We start from the raw sequence: 17,286 nt of genomic DNA on the forward strand, positions 1-17,286 counted from the left end.
GTTCTCCTTTGCGCTCAGTCGCGGTCCGGTGCGCCAAGCGGGAAGTAGCTGCGATAAGGGCGCGCATCATCGATACAGCGGGCAACGGCGGGCATGGCCAGCAACTGCGCGCGCCAGCCTTGCAGACGCTGGCAATCGTCCGGGATGCGCGTGACCCAATCTGCGTAGAAAAGCGACGGTGCCGCCGCACACTCGATCAGGCTGACGGCGTCTGGCCGGGAGTACTCCGCCAGCCAAGCATCAATCCAGCGATATGCACGCTGCAGACGTTCATCGACCCGCGCCTGCACTTCAGTTGAAACCGAACCGTTGCGGATCGCGTCGTCCACGCTTTCCTGCGCGGCGTTCATCACATAGCTGTCAAACACGCGGTCAATCATGCGCACCCGGATCGCAACATCCGCTTCCGCCGGCATCAGGGGCGCTGGTCCGGGATGGTGCAGGGCAAGGTATTCGATGATCGAGGTCGCTTCGAATACCTCTCGGCTGCCATCGAGCAGCAGTGGGAACTTGCCCATCGGACTGGCCAGCTGAACGCGTGCGCCATGCTCGGGAAAGTCTGGTCCAAGCACTTTGAAGGTAAACGGTGTTTCGTTGGCATAGAGCGCGATCAGCGCCTTCCAAGTGTAAGACGAGAACGGATGGCCATACAGTTCCAGCATCGATTTGCCCCTTGCAGTCCCATCACTTGCTGTCCCGACCACTTGCCGCAGCGCAGTTTACGCACTTGCCCCCAACGACAGAAAAGTACTGAAACCGCCCACGATCATGCGCGCGCCGTCAAATGGCATGTCCATAGGTGCGGCCATTTCGGACATCAGCTTTTCCATCGCTGCATGAGCAGCATCGCGTGTAGCCTTGTCCGGCCATTCGGCCCAGCTGAACACGATGATCTCGTCGGCAGTCGCCTCGGTCGCACGGTAGAAATCGGTGCGTTTGCCGTGTTTGACATCGTCTCCCCAGGCTTCGACCACGCGCAGGGCACCGTGTTCGATCATGATGGCATCGAACTGGCGGGCAACTTGTTCGTACTTTTCGCGGTTGGCGGTGGGCACCGCCAGCACAAACCCATCGACATAGGACATGACGTCTCTCCCGTGGTTTACCGATTTATCGCCCGGTTGAGCGTTTCAGGCAAGATGATCGACCGTCAGAACACCCCGCCTGAACACCTTCACATCGCCATGATCCGCGCCGCGATCGGCGCTTCCTTTTCGGCCACGGCGGCCCATGCCGGTCGCGCGGCAACACGCGCATGCCATGCGGCGGTTTTCGGGCGTACGGCAGCGTCCACGCCGTGGCCGACATAGGCAAGCGTGCGGAAGGTGGAGGCAACCGCAATGTCGCCAAGGGTGAACATTTCACCCAGCAACCAGCCTTCTTCGGGCACCTGTGATTCGAACCAGTCCACCCAACGCGGCAGTTCCGCCTCGCCCTGCAACGCCAGCGATTCGTCACCACCAACATTGAGCAGCTTTGGCCCCACCAGCCGGTTGAACAGGATCTTGAGGCCCGATGCGCCCAGCACCGTATCGGCGAACTCGTCCCAGAACACCGCCTTGCCGCGCAGCTTCGGGTCATCCGGGATCAGCTTGGGGTCGGGATATTGGCCATCCAGATAAAATGCGATGGCGGTCGAATCGGCCAGTGTGAAGCCATCGTCATCAATCGCGGGGATCTTGCCCAAAGGGCTGCAAGCAAGGAAATCCGGGTCGGTGCTGCCCGGCCCACCGCGCGCCATATCCCACGAAACGCCCTTTTCCGTAGCGATAACCGCCACCTTGCGCACGAACGGTGAAAGCATCGCGCCATAAAGCTTCATCGAAATTCTCCCATTCTATCGGACAGGTTCCTTGAAACCTTATTGCAGCGGCGCGCCCGCGCGTATAGGCGAAGCGGTGATGAGCGAACTTCCGAACAGCCACGCGACGACGCTGCTTGCCGCGCCCGACACACAAATCGATGTCCGTGAGACTTTCGGTATCGATATCGACATGAAAGTCCCCGCGTTTTCGCGGGCTGACGAGCGCGTGCCCGATGTCGACACGACTTATGTGTTCGACCCGGACACCACCTTGGCGATCCTTGCAGGCTTTGCCTACAACCGCCGCGTTATGGTGCAGGGCTATCATGGCACCGGCAAATCGACGCACATCGAACAGGTTGCCGCGCGCCTCAACTGGCCGTGCATCCGCATCAACCTTGATGCGCACATCAGCCGTATCGATCTTGTCGGGCGTGACGCGATTGTGCTGCGCGATGGTTTGCAGGTTACCGAATTCCGCGAAGGCCTGCTGCCTTGGGCATTGCAGACGCCGACCGCGCTGGTGTTCGACGAATACGACGCTGGCCGCCCTGACGTGATGTTCGTGATCCAGCGCGTGCTGGAAACCGAAGGCAAGCTGACGCTGCTCGATCAGAACCGCGTGATCCGGCCGAATCCTTACTTCCGCCTGTTCGCCACGGCCAACACGGTGGGTCTGGGTGACACCAGCGGGCTGTATCACGGCACGCAGGCAATCAACCAGGGCCAGATGGACCGCTGGAACCTTGTCGTCGCGCTCAACTATCTGTCGCAGGAGACCGAGGTCGAGATCGTCACCAAGAAGGTGACCGATCTGAACCCGCAGATCGTGGCCGACATGGTGCGCGTGGCGAACTTCTCGCGTCAGGGCTTCATCAATGGCGACATTTCGACGGTGATGAGCCCGCGCACGGTGATTTCGTGGGCGCAGAACAGCCAGATCTTCAACGACGTCGGTTTCGCTTTCCGCCTCTCGTTCCTCAACAAGTGCGACGAGACCGAGCGCGTGCTGGTGGCGGAATACTACCAGCGGGTGTTCGGCAAGGACTTGCCCGAGAGCGTTGCACACCGGGGCTGATTGCTTCCAGCGTTGAAATTGAAAAGGCCCCCGCGATTGCGAGGGCCTTTTTCGTTGCGGACGTTCATGCCCACCCCGCCTCAAATCACCCGTTCGGCACGATCAGATACTTTTCGCCCGTGCGCCGCGCGTTGTATTCCAGCGCCGCTTCACGGCTGAGCGCCTGCTCCAGCGTTACGCGCGCCTTGTAGTTGCTGGCAAAAGTCGTGGTCAGTTCCGCCATCACGCGGCGGCGCATCTTGTCCACCACTTCGGCACCCAGCTTGCCCATCCACGGCGTGAGCAGCCAGCCCGAGATGTCCCAGCTGAAGCCGAAGTTGCGCGTCAGCACGGTGGGCGACAGGTCAAGCGCGCCATAGATGAAGGCGTGCTTCGGGCTGTTCGAGCCATAGCGGCTATAGGCCGCGCCCGAATTGGCCACCTGTTCCATCACCGTCATGATCTGGCTGACCAGCTTGCCGCCGCCGATGGCGTCGAAGGCCATCGTCGCCTTGGTCGCGGCCACGGCAGCGGTCAGGTCTTCGAGGAAAGTATCCTTCGAGCTGTCGACCACATGTTCTGCGCCGATGTCCTTGAGGATCGCCACTTGCGCATCGTTGCGCACCACGTTGACGAGCGGGATGCCATCGGCCTGGCAGATCTTCACCAGCATCTGGCCAAGGTTCGATGCGGCGGCGGTATGCACCAGCGCGCTGTGGCCAAGGTGGCGCATCGTTTCGGTAAAGCTGAGCGCGGTCAGCGGGTTGACGAAGGCAGACGCGCCCTGCTCGGCCGTAATGCCTTCTGCCAGTTCAAGGCACATCCGGGCGTCGGCCACCGCCAGCGTGGCATACATGCCGCCGGGGAAACTGGTGACGCGCTTGCCCAACAGGGCCTGCGCTTCGGGCGCATCGCCTGCCGCGATGACGGTTCCGGCGCCTTCGTTGCCCACCGGCATAGCCGCGCCGTGCCGCGCAGCCATCGCCCGCACCGCCGGATCGGGCATGCGCGCCACGATCTTGCCGTCGGAAAAGTCGGCGTTGGCAATGTCCGCCGGGCCAAACAGCAGGCCAAGGTCCGAAGGATTGATCGGTGTCGCCTCCACCCGGATCACCACTTCGCTGCCCGTGGGCGCGGAAACCGTGAACTGCTCGAGCGCAACGCTCAGCGTACCGTCGGAATCGAGTTTGGAAACAAGGCGCTGGCCGTTCAGGTCGGTCATTTTCTACTCTCCGGGATATAGTGCCCGGACGAAGTATAGACCTTCCGACGGCGCGTTAAGTCCTAATTTGCTACGGTCTTTTGCGGCGAGCGCTTCACCCACTTGCGCCACGCTCCATTGCCCTTGACCGACCAGCGCCAGACAGCCGACCATCGAGCGCACCTGATGGTGCAGAAAACTGCGGGCGGCAGCCTCCACGATCACGCGGTCGCCCTCACGCCGCACGTCGAGCCGGTCCAGCGTCTTTACCGGGCTGGCCGATTGACAGTGGACCGAACGGAACGTGGTGAAATCGTGCAGACCGACCAGCAGTTGTGCGGCCTCATGCATCGCGCGTTCGTCCAGCGGCTTGGCGATCCGCCATGCTTGGCCAAGGTCGAGCGTCAACGGCGCGCGCCGGTTGATGATGCGGTATTCATAAGCGCGGCCCGTGCAGGAAAAGCGTGCGTGCCAATCGTCAGCCACCTCGATGCAATCAAGTACTGCAACCGCGTGTTTCGCCTTGCGTAGATGCGCGTTCAGGGCTTCGAACATACGGAAGGGATCGAAGCTGCGCGAAAGATCGAAGTGCGCGCGCATGCCGAGCGCGTGAACGCCAGTATCAGTGCGACCGGCAGCATGGACCGCCACCGTCTCTGCGGTAACGGAATAAACCGCGTCTTCCAGCGCCTGCTGGACGCTGGGGCCATGCGACTGGCGCTGGTAGCCCTGATAGGCCGCACCGTTCCATTCGAGGGTTAGGGCAAAGCGCATCAGCCGAGCCGCGTCCCCGCCACAATCGCCCGCCCACGCAGCAGTGACGCTGCGTCCATCGCCGGACGCCCGGCCCGCTGGACCAACACAGGCCGGATCGCGCCCTGCCCGCAGGCGATGGTTAGCGCATCGTCAAGCGTCTCACCCGCATCACCCTCAACGTCGGCAACTTCCGCAGCGAGCACCCGATACCGCTCGCCCTCAAGCTCGAAAAACGCCCCCGGTGCGGGCGCAAAGGCGCGGACCTGTCGTTCGACGTTCACAGCATCACCGGTAAAATCGAGCCGGCTTTCGGCCTTTTCGATCTTGTGGGCATAAGTAACGCCCTCCTCAGGCTGCACGACCGGCTGATAAGCGCCAAGGTCTGCCAGCACCCGAACCATCAACCCCGCGCCCTTCTCCGCCAATTCGGCCGTAAGATCGCCCGCCGTCTTGCTATCGACCGGCGTTTCCACTGTCGCCAGCATCGGCCCGGTGTCCAACCCGCGCTCCATCTGCATGATCGTGACGCCGGTCATGGCATCGCCTGCAAGGATCGCGCGCTGCACCGGCGCGGCACCGCGCCAGCGCGGCAGCAGCGAGCCGTGGACATTGAGGCAACCCCGCTTTGGCGCATCCAGCACCGCCTGGGGCAGAATCAAACCATAGGCGGCCACCACCGCAATGTCGGCCTCCAGCGCCGCAAAGGCCGCCTGCTCGTCAGCACCTTTCAGCGAAACCGGTGTGCGCACCTCGATGCCGTGCGCCTCTGCCGCCAGATGAACGGCTGAAGGTTGCAGCTTCTTGCCTCGCCCCGCAGCGCGCGGCGGCTGGCTGTAGGCGGCCACCACATCGTGCCCTGCGGCCATCAGCGCTTCCAACGTCGGCACCGCAAATTGGGGCGTTCCCATGAAGATGATGCGCATAAGCTGTAAACAAGGCCTTCCGTTTGTCGCCCCCGGCCCTATCTGTGCTGTCATGGCATCGCAAGAGATCGAGGCGCTTTCCGGCGCATTGGCGCGGTTACCGGGGCTTGGGCCAAGGTCGGCCCGGCGCGCGGTGCTCTGGCTGATCAAGCGGCGAGAGACGGCGCTGCCGCAATTGCTGGCCGCGCTCACCCAAGTGCAAGACCTGCTGGTCGAATGCGATCTGTGCGGGAACGTCGACACCACCAACCCCTGCGGCATCTGCACCGATCCCCGGCGCGACCAGCGCTCGATCTGCGTGGTTGAGGAAGTGGCCGACCTGTGGGCGCTTGATCGCGCGCGGCTGTTCACCGGCAAATACCACGTGCTGGGCGGCAGGCTATCTGCATTGGAAGGCGTGCGGCCCGAAGACCTGACCATCGGCCAGTTGCTTGATCGCGTGGCGCAGGGCGGGATCGACGAGGTCGTCCTTGCCATGAATGCCACGCTGGAGGGCCAGACCACCGCGCATTACATTGCCGAACGGCTCGAAGGCGCGGCAGTGCGGGTGACCCAACTGGCGCACGGACTGCCTGTGGGCGGCGAGTTGGACTACCTCGACGAGGGCACGCTGGCACAAGCGCTGCGGGCGCGGCGGCCGGTAAGTTAAAAGCTGCTGCTCCCCCGCGCAGGCGGGGGCCTCAGGCGGTTTGTTGCAGGGTGGCGTCGCAACCCTGAGGCCCCCGCCTGCGCGGGGGCGCATGGCCCGCTGCGTGACAGCCTTGCGACTCCGCTCCGCATTCCCTATCTGCGCCCAATGGCCATTCTCGAAATCCTAGAAGTCCCCGACCAGCGCCTGAAGCAGGTCTCCGTCCCCGTCGAAAAGTTCGATGACGAACTGCGCACGCTCGTGTCCGACATGTTCGAGACGATGTACGATGCCCCTGGCATTGGCCTTGCCGCCATTCAGGTGGGCGTGCCGCTGCGCGTGCTGGTGATCGACCTGCAGCCTGACGACCCGGATGCAGAGCCGGTGGCGTGCGATCACGATGGCCACCACCATCACCACACCCCCACCAAGCGCGAACCGCGCGTGTTCATCAATCCCGAAATTCTCGATCCGTCGGAGGATCTGCGCCTCTATCAGGAAGGCTGCCTTTCGGTGCCCGAGATCTATGCCGAGGTCGAACGCCCCGCCCGCATCCGCGCGCGCTGGCAGGATCTGGATGGCAAGGTCCACGAAGAAGAGATGGACGACCTGATGGCCACGTGCCTGCAGCACGAGATGGACCACCTCGAAGGCATCCTGTTCATCGACCACCTCTCGCGCCTGAAGCGTGGTATTGCGCTCAAGAAGCTGGAAAAGCTGCGCAAATACGCTTGAGGATAGTCGGGACAGGCCAGTTGCCATCGGTAGTGACCTAAGTTAGGTTCATGCTTCGTTCTATACTGGAGCAAGCGTGGACCCCGTTCTGATTCTCGTCGTGATCCTTGTCCTTCTGGCTGGCCTTGCGGTTGGCTGGTTCCTTGGCTCGCGCCCTGTGGCCGAATGGCGCGCACGGGCCGACAGCCGCGATGCCGAAGCCAAGGCGCACGAAGGCACGGTCAAGGCGATGACGGTGGACCTTGCGGCGATGAGCGAACGGGCCAAGGCGCTGGAAGCAGGCCTTGCCGAATTGCAGGACGTGCGCCGCCACCGCGATGAACTGGCCCCGGCGCTGGCTGCCGCCCGCCAGAGCGCCGCCGATGCAGAAGTGGTGCGCGCCGAACTCGTCCGCATTCGCGACGAACGCGACAGCTTCCGCACGGCGGTCGAGCGGATGAAGGCCGATGCCGAAAACTTTGCCGAACAGAAACGCCTGCTGATTGCGGCGCAGGAAGCGCTGCGCAAGGAGTTCGAGAACGCCGGCAACAAAGTGCTGGAAAAGGCGCAGGAGACGTTCCTCGCCCGCGCGCAATCGCGGTTTGAGGAAAGCGAGAAGACCAGCGCGGAGCGGCTGAAATCGCTGCTCGCCCCGGTCGATCAGCGCCTACGCAGCTATGAAGAGCAGGTCGGCAAGCTGGAGAAAGAGCGCGTTGACGCCTTCGGCAATCTGACCGGCCTGATCCAGTCGATGCGCGATGGTCAGGAAGCCGTGCGCGCCGCTGCGGCGCAGCTTGGCAACTCCCTGCGCAACGGCCCCAAAACGCGCGGGCGCTGGGGCGAGTTGCAGCTGCGCAATGTGCTGGAACAATGCGGCCTTGCCGAACACACTGATTTCGTCACCGAACATTCGGTCGATACCGACGAAGGCCGCCTGCGCCCCGATGCCATCGTGCGCGTGCCGGGCAACAAGCTGCTGGTGATCGACGCCAAGGTCTCGCTCAACGCCTATCAGGATGCGTTCGAGGCCGAGGATGACGATACCCGCAAGATCGCGCTGAACGCCCACGTCCAGTCGATGCGCAACCACATCCAGACGCTGGGAGCCAAATCCTACCAATCGCAGTTCGAGGAAGCGCCGGACTACGTGCTGATGTTCGTGCCGGGTGAGCACTTCATCGCTGCTGCGCTGGAACGTGATCCGGGCCTGTGGGACTTCGCTTTCGAACGGCGCGTGCTGCTCGCCAGCCCCACCAATCTCGTCGCCATTGCGCGCACCGTGGCGCAGGTCTGGCGGCAGGATGGCTTGGCCCGCGAGGCCCGCGAAATCGGCAAAATGGGCGGTGAATTGTATGATCGTCTCGCCGTGGCCGCCGAACACCTCAAGCGCGTGGGCAACGGGCTGGACAGTGCGGTCAGCAATTACAACAAGTTCGTCGGCAGCTTTGAACGCAATGTGCTGTCAGCCGGGCGTCGCCTGAAAGACAAGCATATCGAAATCGGCAAGCGTGAGTTAGAAGAAGTGCCGCTGGTCGAAGCCGCACCGCGCTATGCCGATGCGGAACCGGCGGCACTGGCAGCAGTTGCCAACGATGAAGGAGACGTGGCGGCGGAATGAACGTGGGGCATCGGACTTGCATCGTCACTTTGGCCGCCGCGATGGCGCTGGCGGGGTGCAACAGCGAGCCTAATCCGGTAGCCACAGAAGTGGACGTGAAGCCATCAGCGGTCGCCACTGGCCCGGCAGATCCAGCGCCAAGTCTTGCCCCGCTGCCAGATCCTGCTGCCAGCACCTCTGCTGCCGCTTTGCCGGACGAGCCTGTCGCCCTTGCCGGTGTGCGTTACGCGCCGCGTGATGATTGTTCGGCAAAACCGGGATGGGCCGCCTTCCGCAAAGCGCTCACCACCGCGGTCCGCGCCCGCGACGCCGATGCTCTGGCCGCGCTGGCAGCACCCGACATCGCGCTCGATTATGGTGGGGGCAGCGGCTCCGACGAGTTGAAAAAGCGTCTTGCCGATCCCGAACGCGGGCTGTGGCAGGAGCTTTCTGCGATCATGCCATTGGGCTGCGCTGTGGAAGCGGGCCTCGCCGCGATGCCCTGGGTGTTCTGGAACGCGCCCGAATCCATCGACAGCGGCACGGCCGTGCTGGTGCTGGGCGAAGAAACGCCGCTGCGCGAAAAGCCCGGCGGCAAGGACATCAGCCCTGCCGGATGGTTCATTGTCAGCATCGATCCGATGACGTTCGACCCTAAGGCCAAAGCTACGCGCGTCACGCTCGACAACGGCCAGAAGGGCTGGATCGAAACGGCAAAGCTGCGCAGCCTGCTCGATTATCGCCTGATTGCTGAACCGCAGGACGGAACGTGGCGGATCACCGCGTTCATCGCTGGCGATTGATCAGTTTGCGGCAAGTTCAAGATCGAGCGCGTGTCCGCCCGAAACCAGTCTCATGGTCTTGCCACTGCGCTGCATTTCCGGCGCGGCGGAAAGCAGCGCGTTAACCGCCTCTTCCTGCTGCCAGACCGGCCCTTCGCAGTACATGCGGGTCGCCATCAGCGGACCAGCAAGCAGCCGCCCACCTTCGACGCGATAGTCGCCGCCGATGCCGTTGCAGCCAACGTTCGCGCCCACGCGCACGTCATCGAAGCGCATCGTCGCCTTTTCCGGCGCAACCGGCGGGGCTCCGTCGATGCGTACGATTGTCCAACGCGTGCCGGAAAGGGCCGTGGTTCCCGAAGGCGCAGCCGCACAGCTGCTGAGGAGTGCAGCGGGGACAAGAATCGAGGCGAGAGCCAAGCGCATGCCTAGTCCATACGCCCATGCGACTGAGCGAAGGATTAACCGGACAGTACGTGGGTGTTCAGACTTCGAGCTTTGCCAGCACTTCGTACGCCAGCACAGCGCCTGCCACCGCAGCATTCAGGCTGTCCGCCCGCCCCTTCATCGGCATGGTCACGCGCAAATCGCAGGCCATCTCATAGTCCTCGGGCAGCCCACGCGATTCGTTGCCGACCATCACGAAGCACGGGGCGGTATAGGCCGCCTCGCGATAGGGCGACGCTTCACGCAGGCTGGCCGCCACCAGTTGCCCTTGGCCTTCGCGCAACCATGCGTGAAATTCATCCCAACGCGCCTGCGCCAACTGCTCGGTAAAGATCGCGCCCATGCTGGCCCGCACTGCCTCTACCGAGAACGGATCGACGCAATCATCAATCAGGATCAGCCCGCCTGCACCCACCGCATCGGCAGTGCGCAGCATCGTGCCAAGATTGCCCGGATCGCGCAGCGCATGTGCCACCAGCCAGATCGGCGCTGTGCTGCGGTCAATCAGCTGGATCGAGGTGTCCCATTCAGCAAATACCCCGGCAACCGCCTGCGGGTTCTCCTTGCCGGTAACTTTTGACAGAATATCCAGCGGCAGTTCAATCACTTCGCCGCCTGCGGCATCCACTGCCGCTTCAAGGTCATCGAGCAACGGATGCCCTTCGCGCCCCTGCGCCATCAGCAGGATTTCCGGCAGCCGCCCGCCTTCGCGCGCATCGGTGAGCAGGCGCAAACCCTCAGCGAGGAACTTGCGTTCGCGCCGCCGGTGCTTCTTTTCCCGCAAGCTGCGGACGAATTTTACCGTGGGATTGGAATATCCAGTGATGATCTTGCGCGTCATCGTGCCCCAATGCGCGAGTCAGCGCGCTGCGGCAACTGCTAGTCTTCGCCGAAGCCGTCCTTGATCAGCCCGGTCAGCTTCATCAGGATCGCGTCCGCCTCGCCTTCAGGCCCGGCAACTGCAACGTCCACCGTATCGCCCTTGGCGGCGCCCAGCATCATCAACCCGAGGATGGACCCGCCGGCGGCATCAGTGCCGTCCTTGGCCACCGTAACGTCAAACCCGGCAGGCAGCTTGGCCACCGCGTTCACAAACTTGGCACTGGCACGGGCATGCAGGCCGCGCTGGTTGACGATCGTTACCGTTTCGCGGGTGACATAGCCCTGATCCGACATCTCATGCATCCTGTCCGAGAAATTCGGAAGCGATCGTTATGTAATTGCGTCCGGCATCGCGTGCCGCCGCAGTCGCTTCCTTTACGCCCATGCAGCCGCGCGCCTTGGCAAGGCGGATCAGCATGGGCAGATTGATTCCAGCAATCACTTCGACCCGGCCCGCCTGCATCAATGAGATCGCAAGGTTCGACGGCGTGCCGCCAAACAGGTCGGTCAGGATGATCACACCCTCTCCGCTGTCGACACGTTTGATCGCGTCGGCAATTTCCTTGCGGCGTTTTTCCATGTCATCGTTGGGGCCGATGCACACGCCGATGACATCGCTTTGTCGGCCGACGACATGCTCCATCGCGTGGATGAATTCGTCGGCGAGCGCGCCGTGGGTAACCAGGATAAGACCGATCATGAAAGGGGCAGGCTCCGAAGTGCAGCCGGGCATTCTGCCGTGTGTGCGATGAACGCAAGCTTGGCGAAAATGCGGGACGCGCAAGACGACTGGGAATTGAAATACATGGCTTCCAGTGCTGCCCCACCCATACGTCTTTTCCCTCGCGCTCTACGGGCAGCCTGCGTCAAAGTTTTTGACCTTCAAGCAGATCTGCCGCCCGCGACGCGAGGTTGCGATGCAGCAATGTGGGTGAAAATCCCGCCGCGCGCAAGGCGGAAGCGATCTGCTCTGCCATGAACACCGAACGGTGCTTCCCCCCGGTGCAGCCGAAAGCCACGTGGACATAGGCCTTGCCTTGTTCCTGATAGCGCGGAAGCAACAGCAGAAGAAGATCGCGAATGCGTTCAAACGCCTCGGAAAATGCGGGATCTTGGCGGATATAGTTACCCACCGCAGCGTCCTGTCCGGTCTGCGGGCGCAGCACATCGACCCAGTGCGGATTGGCCAGAAAGCGCATGTCGAAAACCAGATCGGCCAGTGGCGGTGTCCCCCGCGAAAAGCCGAAACTGCTGATCGTCAGCGTCGGCTGCGATGGCGTTTCGGCCCCGAATTGCGCGCGAATCGCTGCCTGCAGATCGTTGCTGGTGAAGCTGGTGGTGGTGATCACCACATCGGCCCAGCGGCGCAGCGGTTCGAGCAGTTCACGCTCGGCCATGATCCCGGTGGCGGCGGGCTTGTCCTCGCTCATCGGATGGCGGCGGCGCGTCTCGTTGTAGCGGCGCTCAAGTTCGGCCCCGGCGCAATCGAGGAACAGTGTGGTGACCTGCAAATCCTTGCGCTGCGACAGCTTCTTGACCAGATCAATGGTCCGCGCCGGATCGAAGCCGCGCGTGCGCGTATCAAAGCCGATGGCCATTGGCCCGCTCGATTCCATCCGGGCAGACCCCGGCTCAGTTTCAAGCAGGCGGTCCAGCAGGCGTATCGGGAAATTGTCGATCGCTTCCCAGCCAATATCTTCAAGCGTGCGCAGCGCGGTCGTCTTGCCCGCGCCCAGCAGGCCAGTGACAAGCAGTATGCGCTGCGGTGAAGAGTCGTCCGTCATCGTTCCCTAGCCATGCGCGCTAGCGCCTCACTTGGAAAGTCCGCAATATCGGCCTGTCCCCAATCAGGAAATCGGTAACCCGTGGACGTTCAGCGCAATCTCGGCCCGCAAGGCCAGCACCGGGCTGTGTGGCCAAAGCTCCACCAGCGGCAGATCCACGCCTTCAACCGTGATGCGCCCGGCTTCTGCAATGAAACGGGGCGCTGCTGCATCCAGCCGCAGCACCAGCGCAACCGGCACAGGTGGAGAAACCGGAAAGTCGATCAGGCCCACATTGCGGACTTCCAGCTTGCCAGCGATCTGCGGATGCGGCGCGGCGATGAGTCTTCCCGCTTGCACGTCAAGCATTACGCCATCATCGCCCACCAGCGTGGCCCCGCGATCGATCAACGCCAAAGCAAGGCTCGATTTGCCAGCCCCGGGCGCACCTTCGATCAGGACGCCGCGCCCGCCGATCGCCACACACCCAAATTGCAGCGCGCGGCTCATTCACCGTCCTCCGCTTCGAGCGGCACGCTCAGCACCAGCCATGCGCCGGGCTTGCCATCCGGCCTGTCACCGATAGTCAGCGTGCCGTCATGCGCCTCGGCTATGGTGCGCGCGATGGCAAGGCCAAGGCCGCTGTGTGCGCCAAAGGCTTCCTCGGTGGGGCGCACCGAATGGAACCGCTCGAACACTTTCCGGCGCTCACCCTCGGGAATGCCCGGGCCGCTGTCAGACACCGCGACATGCGCAGCATCGCCATCACCCCACACCACCACTTCAACTGTGCCGCCAGCAGGCGAAAAGGACACGGCGTTGTCGAGCAGGTTTTCCAGCACGCGCTCCAGCCGCGCGGCATCGCCGGGCACCACGGTGTCGCCACCCTCGCGGCGCAGGCGGATGGGGATGGAGCCGCGCGTCCGTACATCGCGCGCGCCGACCACTTGTGAAGCCAGCGCGGCAAGATCGACGGCCATGAAGGTCGCGCGGCTCAGTTCGGCATCGATCCGGCTGGCATCGGCAATCTCGGTGATCAGCCGGTCGATCCGCTGCACATCATGTGCGGCAATGTCGGCCAGCTGGCGGCGCAGCGCGGGGTCTTCCACCCGCTCCATCGTCTCCAGCGCGCTGGAAAGCGAAGCCAGCGGGTTCTTTAGTTCGTGCGCAACATCGGCGGCAAAGGTCTCCACCGCGTCGATGCGCTGGCGCAGCGCGGTGGTCATGTCCGACACCGCACGGGCGAGCAGGCCGATTTCATCCCCACGGTCCGGCAGGCGCGGCACCACCACCTCGCGCTCACGCCCCAGCCGGACCCGCACTGCCGCCCGCACCAGCGCACGCAACGGCTGGACGATGGTCCGCGCCAGATAGAGCGAGAGTTGCACCGACAGCAGCAGCGCCAGCCCAATGATAATCACCAGCGTCTGGCGCGCATCGCGCACTGCCTGCGTCACGTCCAGCGCGTTGCGCAGGGACAGCAGTACTTCGCGCTTGTCGCCCACCGGGGTCGCTGCAGTGATAACTGGCGTGCGATCGGGTGCGTAGCGAAGATAGACCTCGGTCCGCCCGGATGCGCGCGCAGCCTGTATCTCGGGCCAGCTACCCGCCGGACGTTCGGCGGTATCGCTGTAGCGCTCAATCGTCGGCGCGTTCACGATGAAGTCCACCCCCCGGTCCAGCCAACGCGCGGCCTGCTGATACCACGGCTCGCTTTCGGGATCGATCAGCTTGAATGAAGGCGACGCTTCCAGAAAGCTGTCCGCCAGCAACTGGCTCTCGCCATCATAAAGGCGCAACCGCAACACTTGCTCGGTGCCAATCCGCGCCAGCAGGGCTTTGCGCTGTTCCATGTCCATCCCGATCAGGCCATCGGCGGCAATCTCCACTTCGGCGCGCGCCAACTTGAACCGCTCTTCGATCAACTGTTTGCGATAGCTGTCGAGATAGAAGAACCCACCCGCCAGCAGTGCCAGCGCGATGACATTGACGAACAGGATACGCGTGGTGAGCGACACGCCGCGAATCCGCCAAAGATTGCGCAACCGCCGCCCGCGTGTTCCGTGTCGGGGGTTCAATTCATTCGTCGGCAAAGCTGTAGCCTGCGCCGTACAGCGTCTCGATCGCACCAAAGCTGCCATCAACGGCCCGGAATTTGCGGCGCAGGCGCTTGATATGGCTATCGATCGTCCGATCATCGACGAACACATCATCGTGATAGGCGGCGTCCATCAATGCGTTGCGCGTCTTGACCACCCCGGGCCGCATGGCCAACGCTTCAAGGATCAGGAACTCGGTGACGGTCAACGAAACCGCCGCATCATCCCATGTCACCGCATGGCGCGCCGGGTCCATCACCAGCCGCCCGCGCCGGATCGGATCGGGCAAAGGCTCTGCGTCTTGAGACTCTTCCGCCTCCGCTTCGCGTCGCACAATGTCACTGCGGCGCAGGATCGCCTTGATCCGCGCCACCAGCAACCGGTGGCTGAACGGCTTGGCGATATAATCATCCGCGCCCATCGAAAGGCCCAGCGCCTCGTCAGCCTCGTCATCCTTGCTGGTCAGGAAAATCACCGGCAAGTCGCTTTTTTCGCGCAAGCGGCGCAGCAATTCGAGGCCATCCATGCGCGGCATCTTGATATCGCAAACGGCAAGATCCGGCGGATTGTCCAGCAGCGCCTTCAGCGCGGTATCACCATCGTTGTAAAGCCGCGTTGCAAAGCCTTCGGTCTGCAAGGCTATCGACACCGTTGTCAGGATATTGCGGTCATCATCGACCAGCGCAATTGTGCGCGGAGCATCGGGTGCATCGGCACGGGCAGGAAGCTGGCTGGCCATTGCCAATAGCGTCTACCGGCAGGGCGCGCGCCTTGCAACTTCCCGGTAAAATGCGCCGCAATGCAGCATTTTCACAGTTGCATGACGCGCAACTTGCTGCGCAAAAAACTTCGTTGTCGCGTGTCATTTGACGCAGCAAAGGCAGGTGACTATGCGCAGATCAAGAATCAGTGCATTCGTATTCGCACCCATGCGAATGCGGTCTTGTACGTAGCCTTGCGCCGGGCGGCACCATTCCGCTTTCGGCGCCACCAACGGGAGGCCAGAAGTGTCCGATACCAGCCTGAACGTGTCCCTCGCCAGCCAGGGTTATCCTGAACCGGCAGAGCTGTTCGCAAACCTCGGCACTGCGCCTCTGGTCGAACATGCCGTGCGCAATGCAGAAGGCCTGCTTTGCGTCGATGGGCCTCTGGTCGTCGAAACTGGCAAGCACACTGGCCGTAGCGCCAAGGACAAGTTCATCGTCCGCGACGCAGAAACCGAAAACACCGTGTGGTGGGGCAAGACCAACGTCGCGATGACGCCTGAGCATTTCGCTGCGCTGAAGGCCGATTTCATCGCCGCCCTCGCCACCAAGGACCGCCTTTACGTGGCCGATCTGTTCGGTGGCTCGCAGCCCGAACACCGTGTCAACGTGCGCGTGGTCAACGAATTTGCATGGCACAACCTGTTCATCCGCACCCTGCTGGTCCGCCCGACCACGGATGAACTCGCCTCGTTCGCACCTGAATACACGATCATCGATCTGCCCAGCTTCCGCGCCGATCCAGCCCGCCACGGCTGCCGCAGCGAAACCGTGGTTGCGGTCAACTTCACCGAAAAACTGATCCTGATTGGCGGCACCGCCTATGCGGGTGAAATGAAGAAGTCGGTCTTTGGCATCCTCAACTACCTGCTGCCGGTGAAGGGCGTCATGCCCATGCACTGCTCGGCGAATGTTGGCGCAGATGGCAAGACCGCCGTGTTCTTCGGCCTTTCGGGCACCGGCAAGACCACGCTTTCCGCTGACGCGTCACGCACGCTCATCGGTGACGATGAACATGGCTGGTCCGATACCGCCGTGTTCAACTTCGAAGGCGGCTGCTACGCCAAGATGATCCGCCTTTCGGCCGAGGCTGAGCCGGAAATCTTCGCCACGACCAAGCGATTCGGCACCGTGCTGGAAAACGTGGTGATCGATCCCGTCACCCGCACGATTGATCTGGATGACAACTCGCTGGCCGAAAACAGCCGTGGCTCCTACCCGATCGATTTCATCCCGAACTGCTCGGAAAAGAACCTCGGCCCGGTCCCGGCGAACCTCATCTTCCTCACCGCCGATGCTTACGGCGTTCTGCCTCCCATCGCGCGCCTCACGCCTGATCAGGCGATGTATCACTTCCTGTCCGGCTACACCGCGCGCGTTGCCGGCACCGAAATCGGCGTGACCGAGCCGGAAGCCACCTTCTCCACCTGCTTTGGCGCACCGTTCATGCCGCGCCACCCTTCGGTCTATGGCAATCTGCTGAAAGAGCGCATCGCCAAGGGCGGCGTGAAGTGCTGGCTGGTCAACACCGGCTGGTCGGGCGGCAAGGCCACGCAGGAAGGCATCAAGCGCATGCCGATCAAGGCCACCCGCGCCCTGCTCAATGCTGCGCTCGACGGCAGCCTGAACAACGCCACCTTCAAGAAAGACCCCAACTTCGGCTTCGAAGTTCCGGTCGAAGTGGCTGGTGTTGATACAAAGCTGCTCGATCCCCGCGGTGCATGGGCCGATGGTGAGGAATACGACAAGACCGCACAGGAACTGGTCCGCAAGTTCGTCGACAACTTCCACCAGTTTGCTGAACACGTTGACCAGTCGGTGCGCGATGCGGCTCCTGTAACCGCCTGATCACCACCACTATCGCCAAAC

General features: G+C 62.9%; 20 protein-coding genes. 6 read left to right on the forward strand and 14 right to left on the reverse strand.

Annotation, left to right across the window (positions count from 1 at the left end):
* Nucleotides 1-14 precede the first annotated feature (14 nt).
* From Q8R81_RS17265 to Q8R81_RS17275, 3 genes are all read right to left on the reverse strand, one after another.
* Nucleotides 15-662 (reverse strand): glutathione S-transferase family protein, encoded by a 648-nt coding sequence (locus Q8R81_RS17265; RefSeq protein ID WP_305619757.1) that lies wholly within the window; start codon nt 660-662, stop codon nt 15-17.
* A gap of 57 nt (nt 663-719) precedes the next feature.
* Complete coding sequence (locus tag Q8R81_RS17270) at nt 720-1,085, reverse strand: DUF1428 domain-containing protein (protein ID WP_305619758.1); 366 nt, start codon at nt 1,083-1,085, stop codon at nt 720-722.
* A gap of 89 nt (nt 1,086-1,174) precedes the next feature.
* A complete protein-coding gene (locus tag Q8R81_RS17275) occupies nt 1,175-1,822 on the reverse strand; it encodes a glutathione S-transferase family protein (protein WP_305619759.1) in 648 nt (215 codons plus the stop codon).
* Nucleotides 1,823-1,901: 79 nt separating this feature from the next.
* Here Q8R81_RS17275 and cobS point away from each other — a divergent pair, with 79 nt between their 5' ends.
* Entirely contained in the window at nt 1,902-2,882 is a 981-nt protein-coding gene (gene cobS / locus Q8R81_RS17280) for a cobaltochelatase subunit CobS (protein ID WP_305619760.1), read from the forward strand.
* Between the two features lie 85 nt (nt 2,883-2,967).
* Here cobS and Q8R81_RS17285 read toward each other — a convergent pair whose 3' ends face one another.
* Genes Q8R81_RS17285 through fmt form a run of 3 tightly spaced genes read right to left on the reverse strand, consistent with a single transcriptional unit; the run spans nt 2,968 to nt 5,741 of the window.
* Nucleotides 2,968-4,083, reverse strand: coding sequence for a zinc-binding dehydrogenase (locus Q8R81_RS17285; RefSeq protein ID WP_305619761.1), 1,116 nt, complete (start codon nt 4,081-4,083; stop codon nt 2,968-2,970).
* A 3-nt stretch (nt 4,084-4,086) separates the two neighbouring features.
* Nucleotides 4,087-4,839 (reverse strand): tRNA pseudouridine(38-40) synthase TruA, encoded by a 753-nt coding sequence (truA, locus tag Q8R81_RS17290; protein ID WP_305619818.1) that lies wholly within the window; start codon nt 4,837-4,839, stop codon nt 4,087-4,089.
* A complete protein-coding gene (fmt, locus tag Q8R81_RS17295; RefSeq protein ID WP_305619762.1) occupies nt 4,836-5,741 on the reverse strand; it encodes a methionyl-tRNA formyltransferase in 906 nt (301 codons plus the stop codon). Before fmt ends, truA begins: the two co-directional genes overlap by 4 nt.
* Before the next feature lie 52 nt (nt 5,742-5,793).
* Between fmt and recR the strand changes: the two genes are divergently transcribed.
* The 4 genes from recR (at nt 5,794) to Q8R81_RS17315 (ending at nt 9,483) form a co-directional block, all read left to right on the forward strand.
* Nucleotides 5,794-6,390: a recombination mediator RecR gene (gene recR / locus Q8R81_RS17300; RefSeq protein ID WP_305619763.1), complete on the forward strand. Its 597-nt coding sequence runs from the start codon at nt 5,794-5,796 to the stop codon at nt 6,388-6,390.
* A gap of 147 nt (nt 6,391-6,537) precedes the next feature.
* Nucleotides 6,538-7,104, forward strand: coding sequence for a peptide deformylase (def, locus tag Q8R81_RS17305; RefSeq protein ID WP_305619764.1), 567 nt, complete (start codon nt 6,538-6,540; stop codon nt 7,102-7,104).
* Nucleotides 7,105-7,180: 76 nt separating this feature from the next.
* Nucleotides 7,181-8,701 carry a DNA recombination protein RmuC gene (gene rmuC, locus Q8R81_RS17310; RefSeq protein ID WP_305619765.1) on the forward strand — a complete coding sequence of 507 codons (1,521 nt, stop codon included), beginning with the start codon at nt 7,181-7,183 and terminating at the stop codon, nt 8,699-8,701.
* A gap of 2 nt (nt 8,702-8,703) precedes the next feature.
* On the forward strand, nt 8,704-9,483 hold the full coding sequence (locus Q8R81_RS17315; protein WP_305619766.1) for a hypothetical protein: 780 nt from the start codon (nt 8,704-8,706) through the stop codon (nt 9,481-9,483).
* On the opposite strand, the gene Q8R81_RS17320 is transcribed toward Q8R81_RS17315, so the two are convergent.
* The 8 genes from Q8R81_RS17320 to Q8R81_RS17355 form a co-directional block, all read right to left on the reverse strand.
* Nucleotides 9,484-9,888 carry an META domain-containing protein gene (locus Q8R81_RS17320; RefSeq protein WP_305619767.1) on the reverse strand — a complete coding sequence of 135 codons (405 nt, stop codon included), beginning with the start codon at nt 9,886-9,888 and terminating at the stop codon, nt 9,484-9,486.
* A gap of 58 nt (nt 9,889-9,946) precedes the next feature.
* The gene (locus Q8R81_RS17325) at nt 9,947-10,750 is read right to left on the reverse strand and encodes an RNA methyltransferase (protein WP_305619768.1); all 804 of its coding nucleotides are present in this window, start codon (nt 10,748-10,750) and stop codon (nt 9,947-9,949) included.
* A 38-nt stretch (nt 10,751-10,788) separates the two neighbouring features.
* The gene (locus Q8R81_RS17330) at nt 10,789-11,085 is read right to left on the reverse strand and encodes an HPr family phosphocarrier protein (protein ID WP_305619769.1); all 297 of its coding nucleotides are present in this window, start codon (nt 11,083-11,085) and stop codon (nt 10,789-10,791) included.
* A 1-nt stretch (nt 11,086) separates the two neighbouring features.
* A complete protein-coding gene (locus Q8R81_RS17335) occupies nt 11,087-11,491 on the reverse strand; it encodes a PTS sugar transporter subunit IIA (RefSeq protein WP_168853661.1) in 405 nt (134 codons plus the stop codon).
* Between the two features lie 166 nt (nt 11,492-11,657).
* Nucleotides 11,658-12,575, reverse strand: coding sequence for an RNase adapter RapZ (gene rapZ / locus Q8R81_RS17340; RefSeq protein ID WP_305619770.1), 918 nt, complete (start codon nt 12,573-12,575; stop codon nt 11,658-11,660).
* Between the two features lie 63 nt (nt 12,576-12,638).
* On the reverse strand, nt 12,639-13,064 hold the full coding sequence (locus tag Q8R81_RS17345; RefSeq protein WP_305619771.1) for an HPr kinase/phosphorylase: 426 nt from the start codon (nt 13,062-13,064) through the stop codon (nt 12,639-12,641).
* Complete coding sequence (locus Q8R81_RS17350; RefSeq protein WP_371135394.1) at nt 13,061-14,695, reverse strand: ATP-binding protein; 1,635 nt, start codon at nt 14,693-14,695, stop codon at nt 13,061-13,063. Before Q8R81_RS17350 ends, Q8R81_RS17345 begins: the two co-directional genes overlap by 4 nt.
* Entirely contained in the window at nt 14,634-15,392 is a 759-nt protein-coding gene (locus tag Q8R81_RS17355) for a response regulator transcription factor (RefSeq protein WP_305619773.1), read from the reverse strand. Before Q8R81_RS17355 ends, Q8R81_RS17350 begins: the two co-directional genes overlap by 62 nt.
* Nucleotides 15,393-15,660: 268 nt before the next feature.
* On the opposite strand from Q8R81_RS17355, the gene Q8R81_RS17360 reads away from it, so the two are divergent.
* Nucleotides 15,661-17,265, forward strand: a complete 1,605-nt coding sequence (locus Q8R81_RS17360; RefSeq protein WP_305619774.1) for a phosphoenolpyruvate carboxykinase — start codon at nt 15,661-15,663, stop codon at nt 17,263-17,265.
* The last annotated feature ends 21 nt before the right edge of the window (nt 17,266-17,286 follow it).

Origin of the sequence: Novosphingobium sp., from assembly GCF_030696665.1 — a bacterium.
In the GTDB taxonomy this organism is placed as follows: domain Bacteria; phylum Pseudomonadota; class Alphaproteobacteria; order Sphingomonadales; family Sphingomonadaceae; genus Novosphingobium.

What these genes read in the sequence shown, in the direction of transcription:
- Q8R81_RS17265 (WP_305619757.1), bottom strand. Translation starts at nt 662, where the DNA reads ATGCTGGAACTGTATGGCCATCCGTTCTCGTCTTACACTTGGAAGGCG.
- Q8R81_RS17270 (WP_305619758.1), bottom strand. Translation starts at nt 1,085, where the DNA reads ATGTCCTATGTCGATGGGTTTGTGCTGGCGGTGCCCACCGCCAACCGC.
- Q8R81_RS17275 (WP_305619759.1), bottom strand. Translation starts at nt 1,822, where the DNA reads ATGAAGCTTTATGGCGCGATGCTTTCACCGTTCGTGCGCAAGGTGGCG.
- cobS (WP_305619760.1), top strand. Translation starts at nt 1,902, where the DNA reads ATGAGCGAACTTCCGAACAGCCACGCGACGACGCTGCTTGCCGCGCCC.
- Q8R81_RS17285 (WP_305619761.1), bottom strand. Translation starts at nt 4,083, where the DNA reads ATGACCGACCTGAACGGCCAGCGCCTTGTTTCCAAACTCGATTCCGAC.
- fmt (WP_305619762.1), bottom strand. Translation starts at nt 5,741, where the DNA reads ATGCGCATCATCTTCATGGGAACGCCCCAATTTGCGGTGCCGACGTTG.
- recR (WP_305619763.1), top strand. Translation starts at nt 5,794, where the DNA reads ATGGCATCGCAAGAGATCGAGGCGCTTTCCGGCGCATTGGCGCGGTTA.
- def (WP_305619764.1), top strand. Translation starts at nt 6,538, where the DNA reads ATGGCCATTCTCGAAATCCTAGAAGTCCCCGACCAGCGCCTGAAGCAG.
- Q8R81_RS17320 (WP_305619767.1), bottom strand. Translation starts at nt 9,888, where the DNA reads ATGCGCTTGGCTCTCGCCTCGATTCTTGTCCCCGCTGCACTCCTCAGC.
- Q8R81_RS17325 (WP_305619768.1), bottom strand. Translation starts at nt 10,750, where the DNA reads ATGACGCGCAAGATCATCACTGGATATTCCAATCCCACGGTAAAATTC.
- Q8R81_RS17330 (WP_305619769.1), bottom strand. Translation starts at nt 11,085, where the DNA reads ATGTCGGATCAGGGCTATGTCACCCGCGAAACGGTAACGATCGTCAAC.
- Q8R81_RS17335 (WP_168853661.1), bottom strand. Translation starts at nt 11,491, where the DNA reads ATGATCGGTCTTATCCTGGTTACCCACGGCGCGCTCGCCGACGAATTC.
- rapZ (WP_305619770.1), bottom strand. Translation starts at nt 12,575, where the DNA reads ATGACGGACGACTCTTCACCGCAGCGCATACTGCTTGTCACTGGCCTG.
- Q8R81_RS17345 (WP_305619771.1), bottom strand. Translation starts at nt 13,064, where the DNA reads ATGAGCCGCGCGCTGCAATTTGGGTGTGTGGCGATCGGCGGGCGCGGC.
- Q8R81_RS17350 (WP_371135394.1), bottom strand. Translation starts at nt 14,695, where the DNA reads ATGGCAGCTTTGGTGCGATCGAGACGCTGTACGGCGCAGGCTACAGCT.
- Q8R81_RS17355 (WP_305619773.1), bottom strand. Translation starts at nt 15,392, where the DNA reads ATGGCCAGCCAGCTTCCTGCCCGTGCCGATGCACCCGATGCTCCGCGC.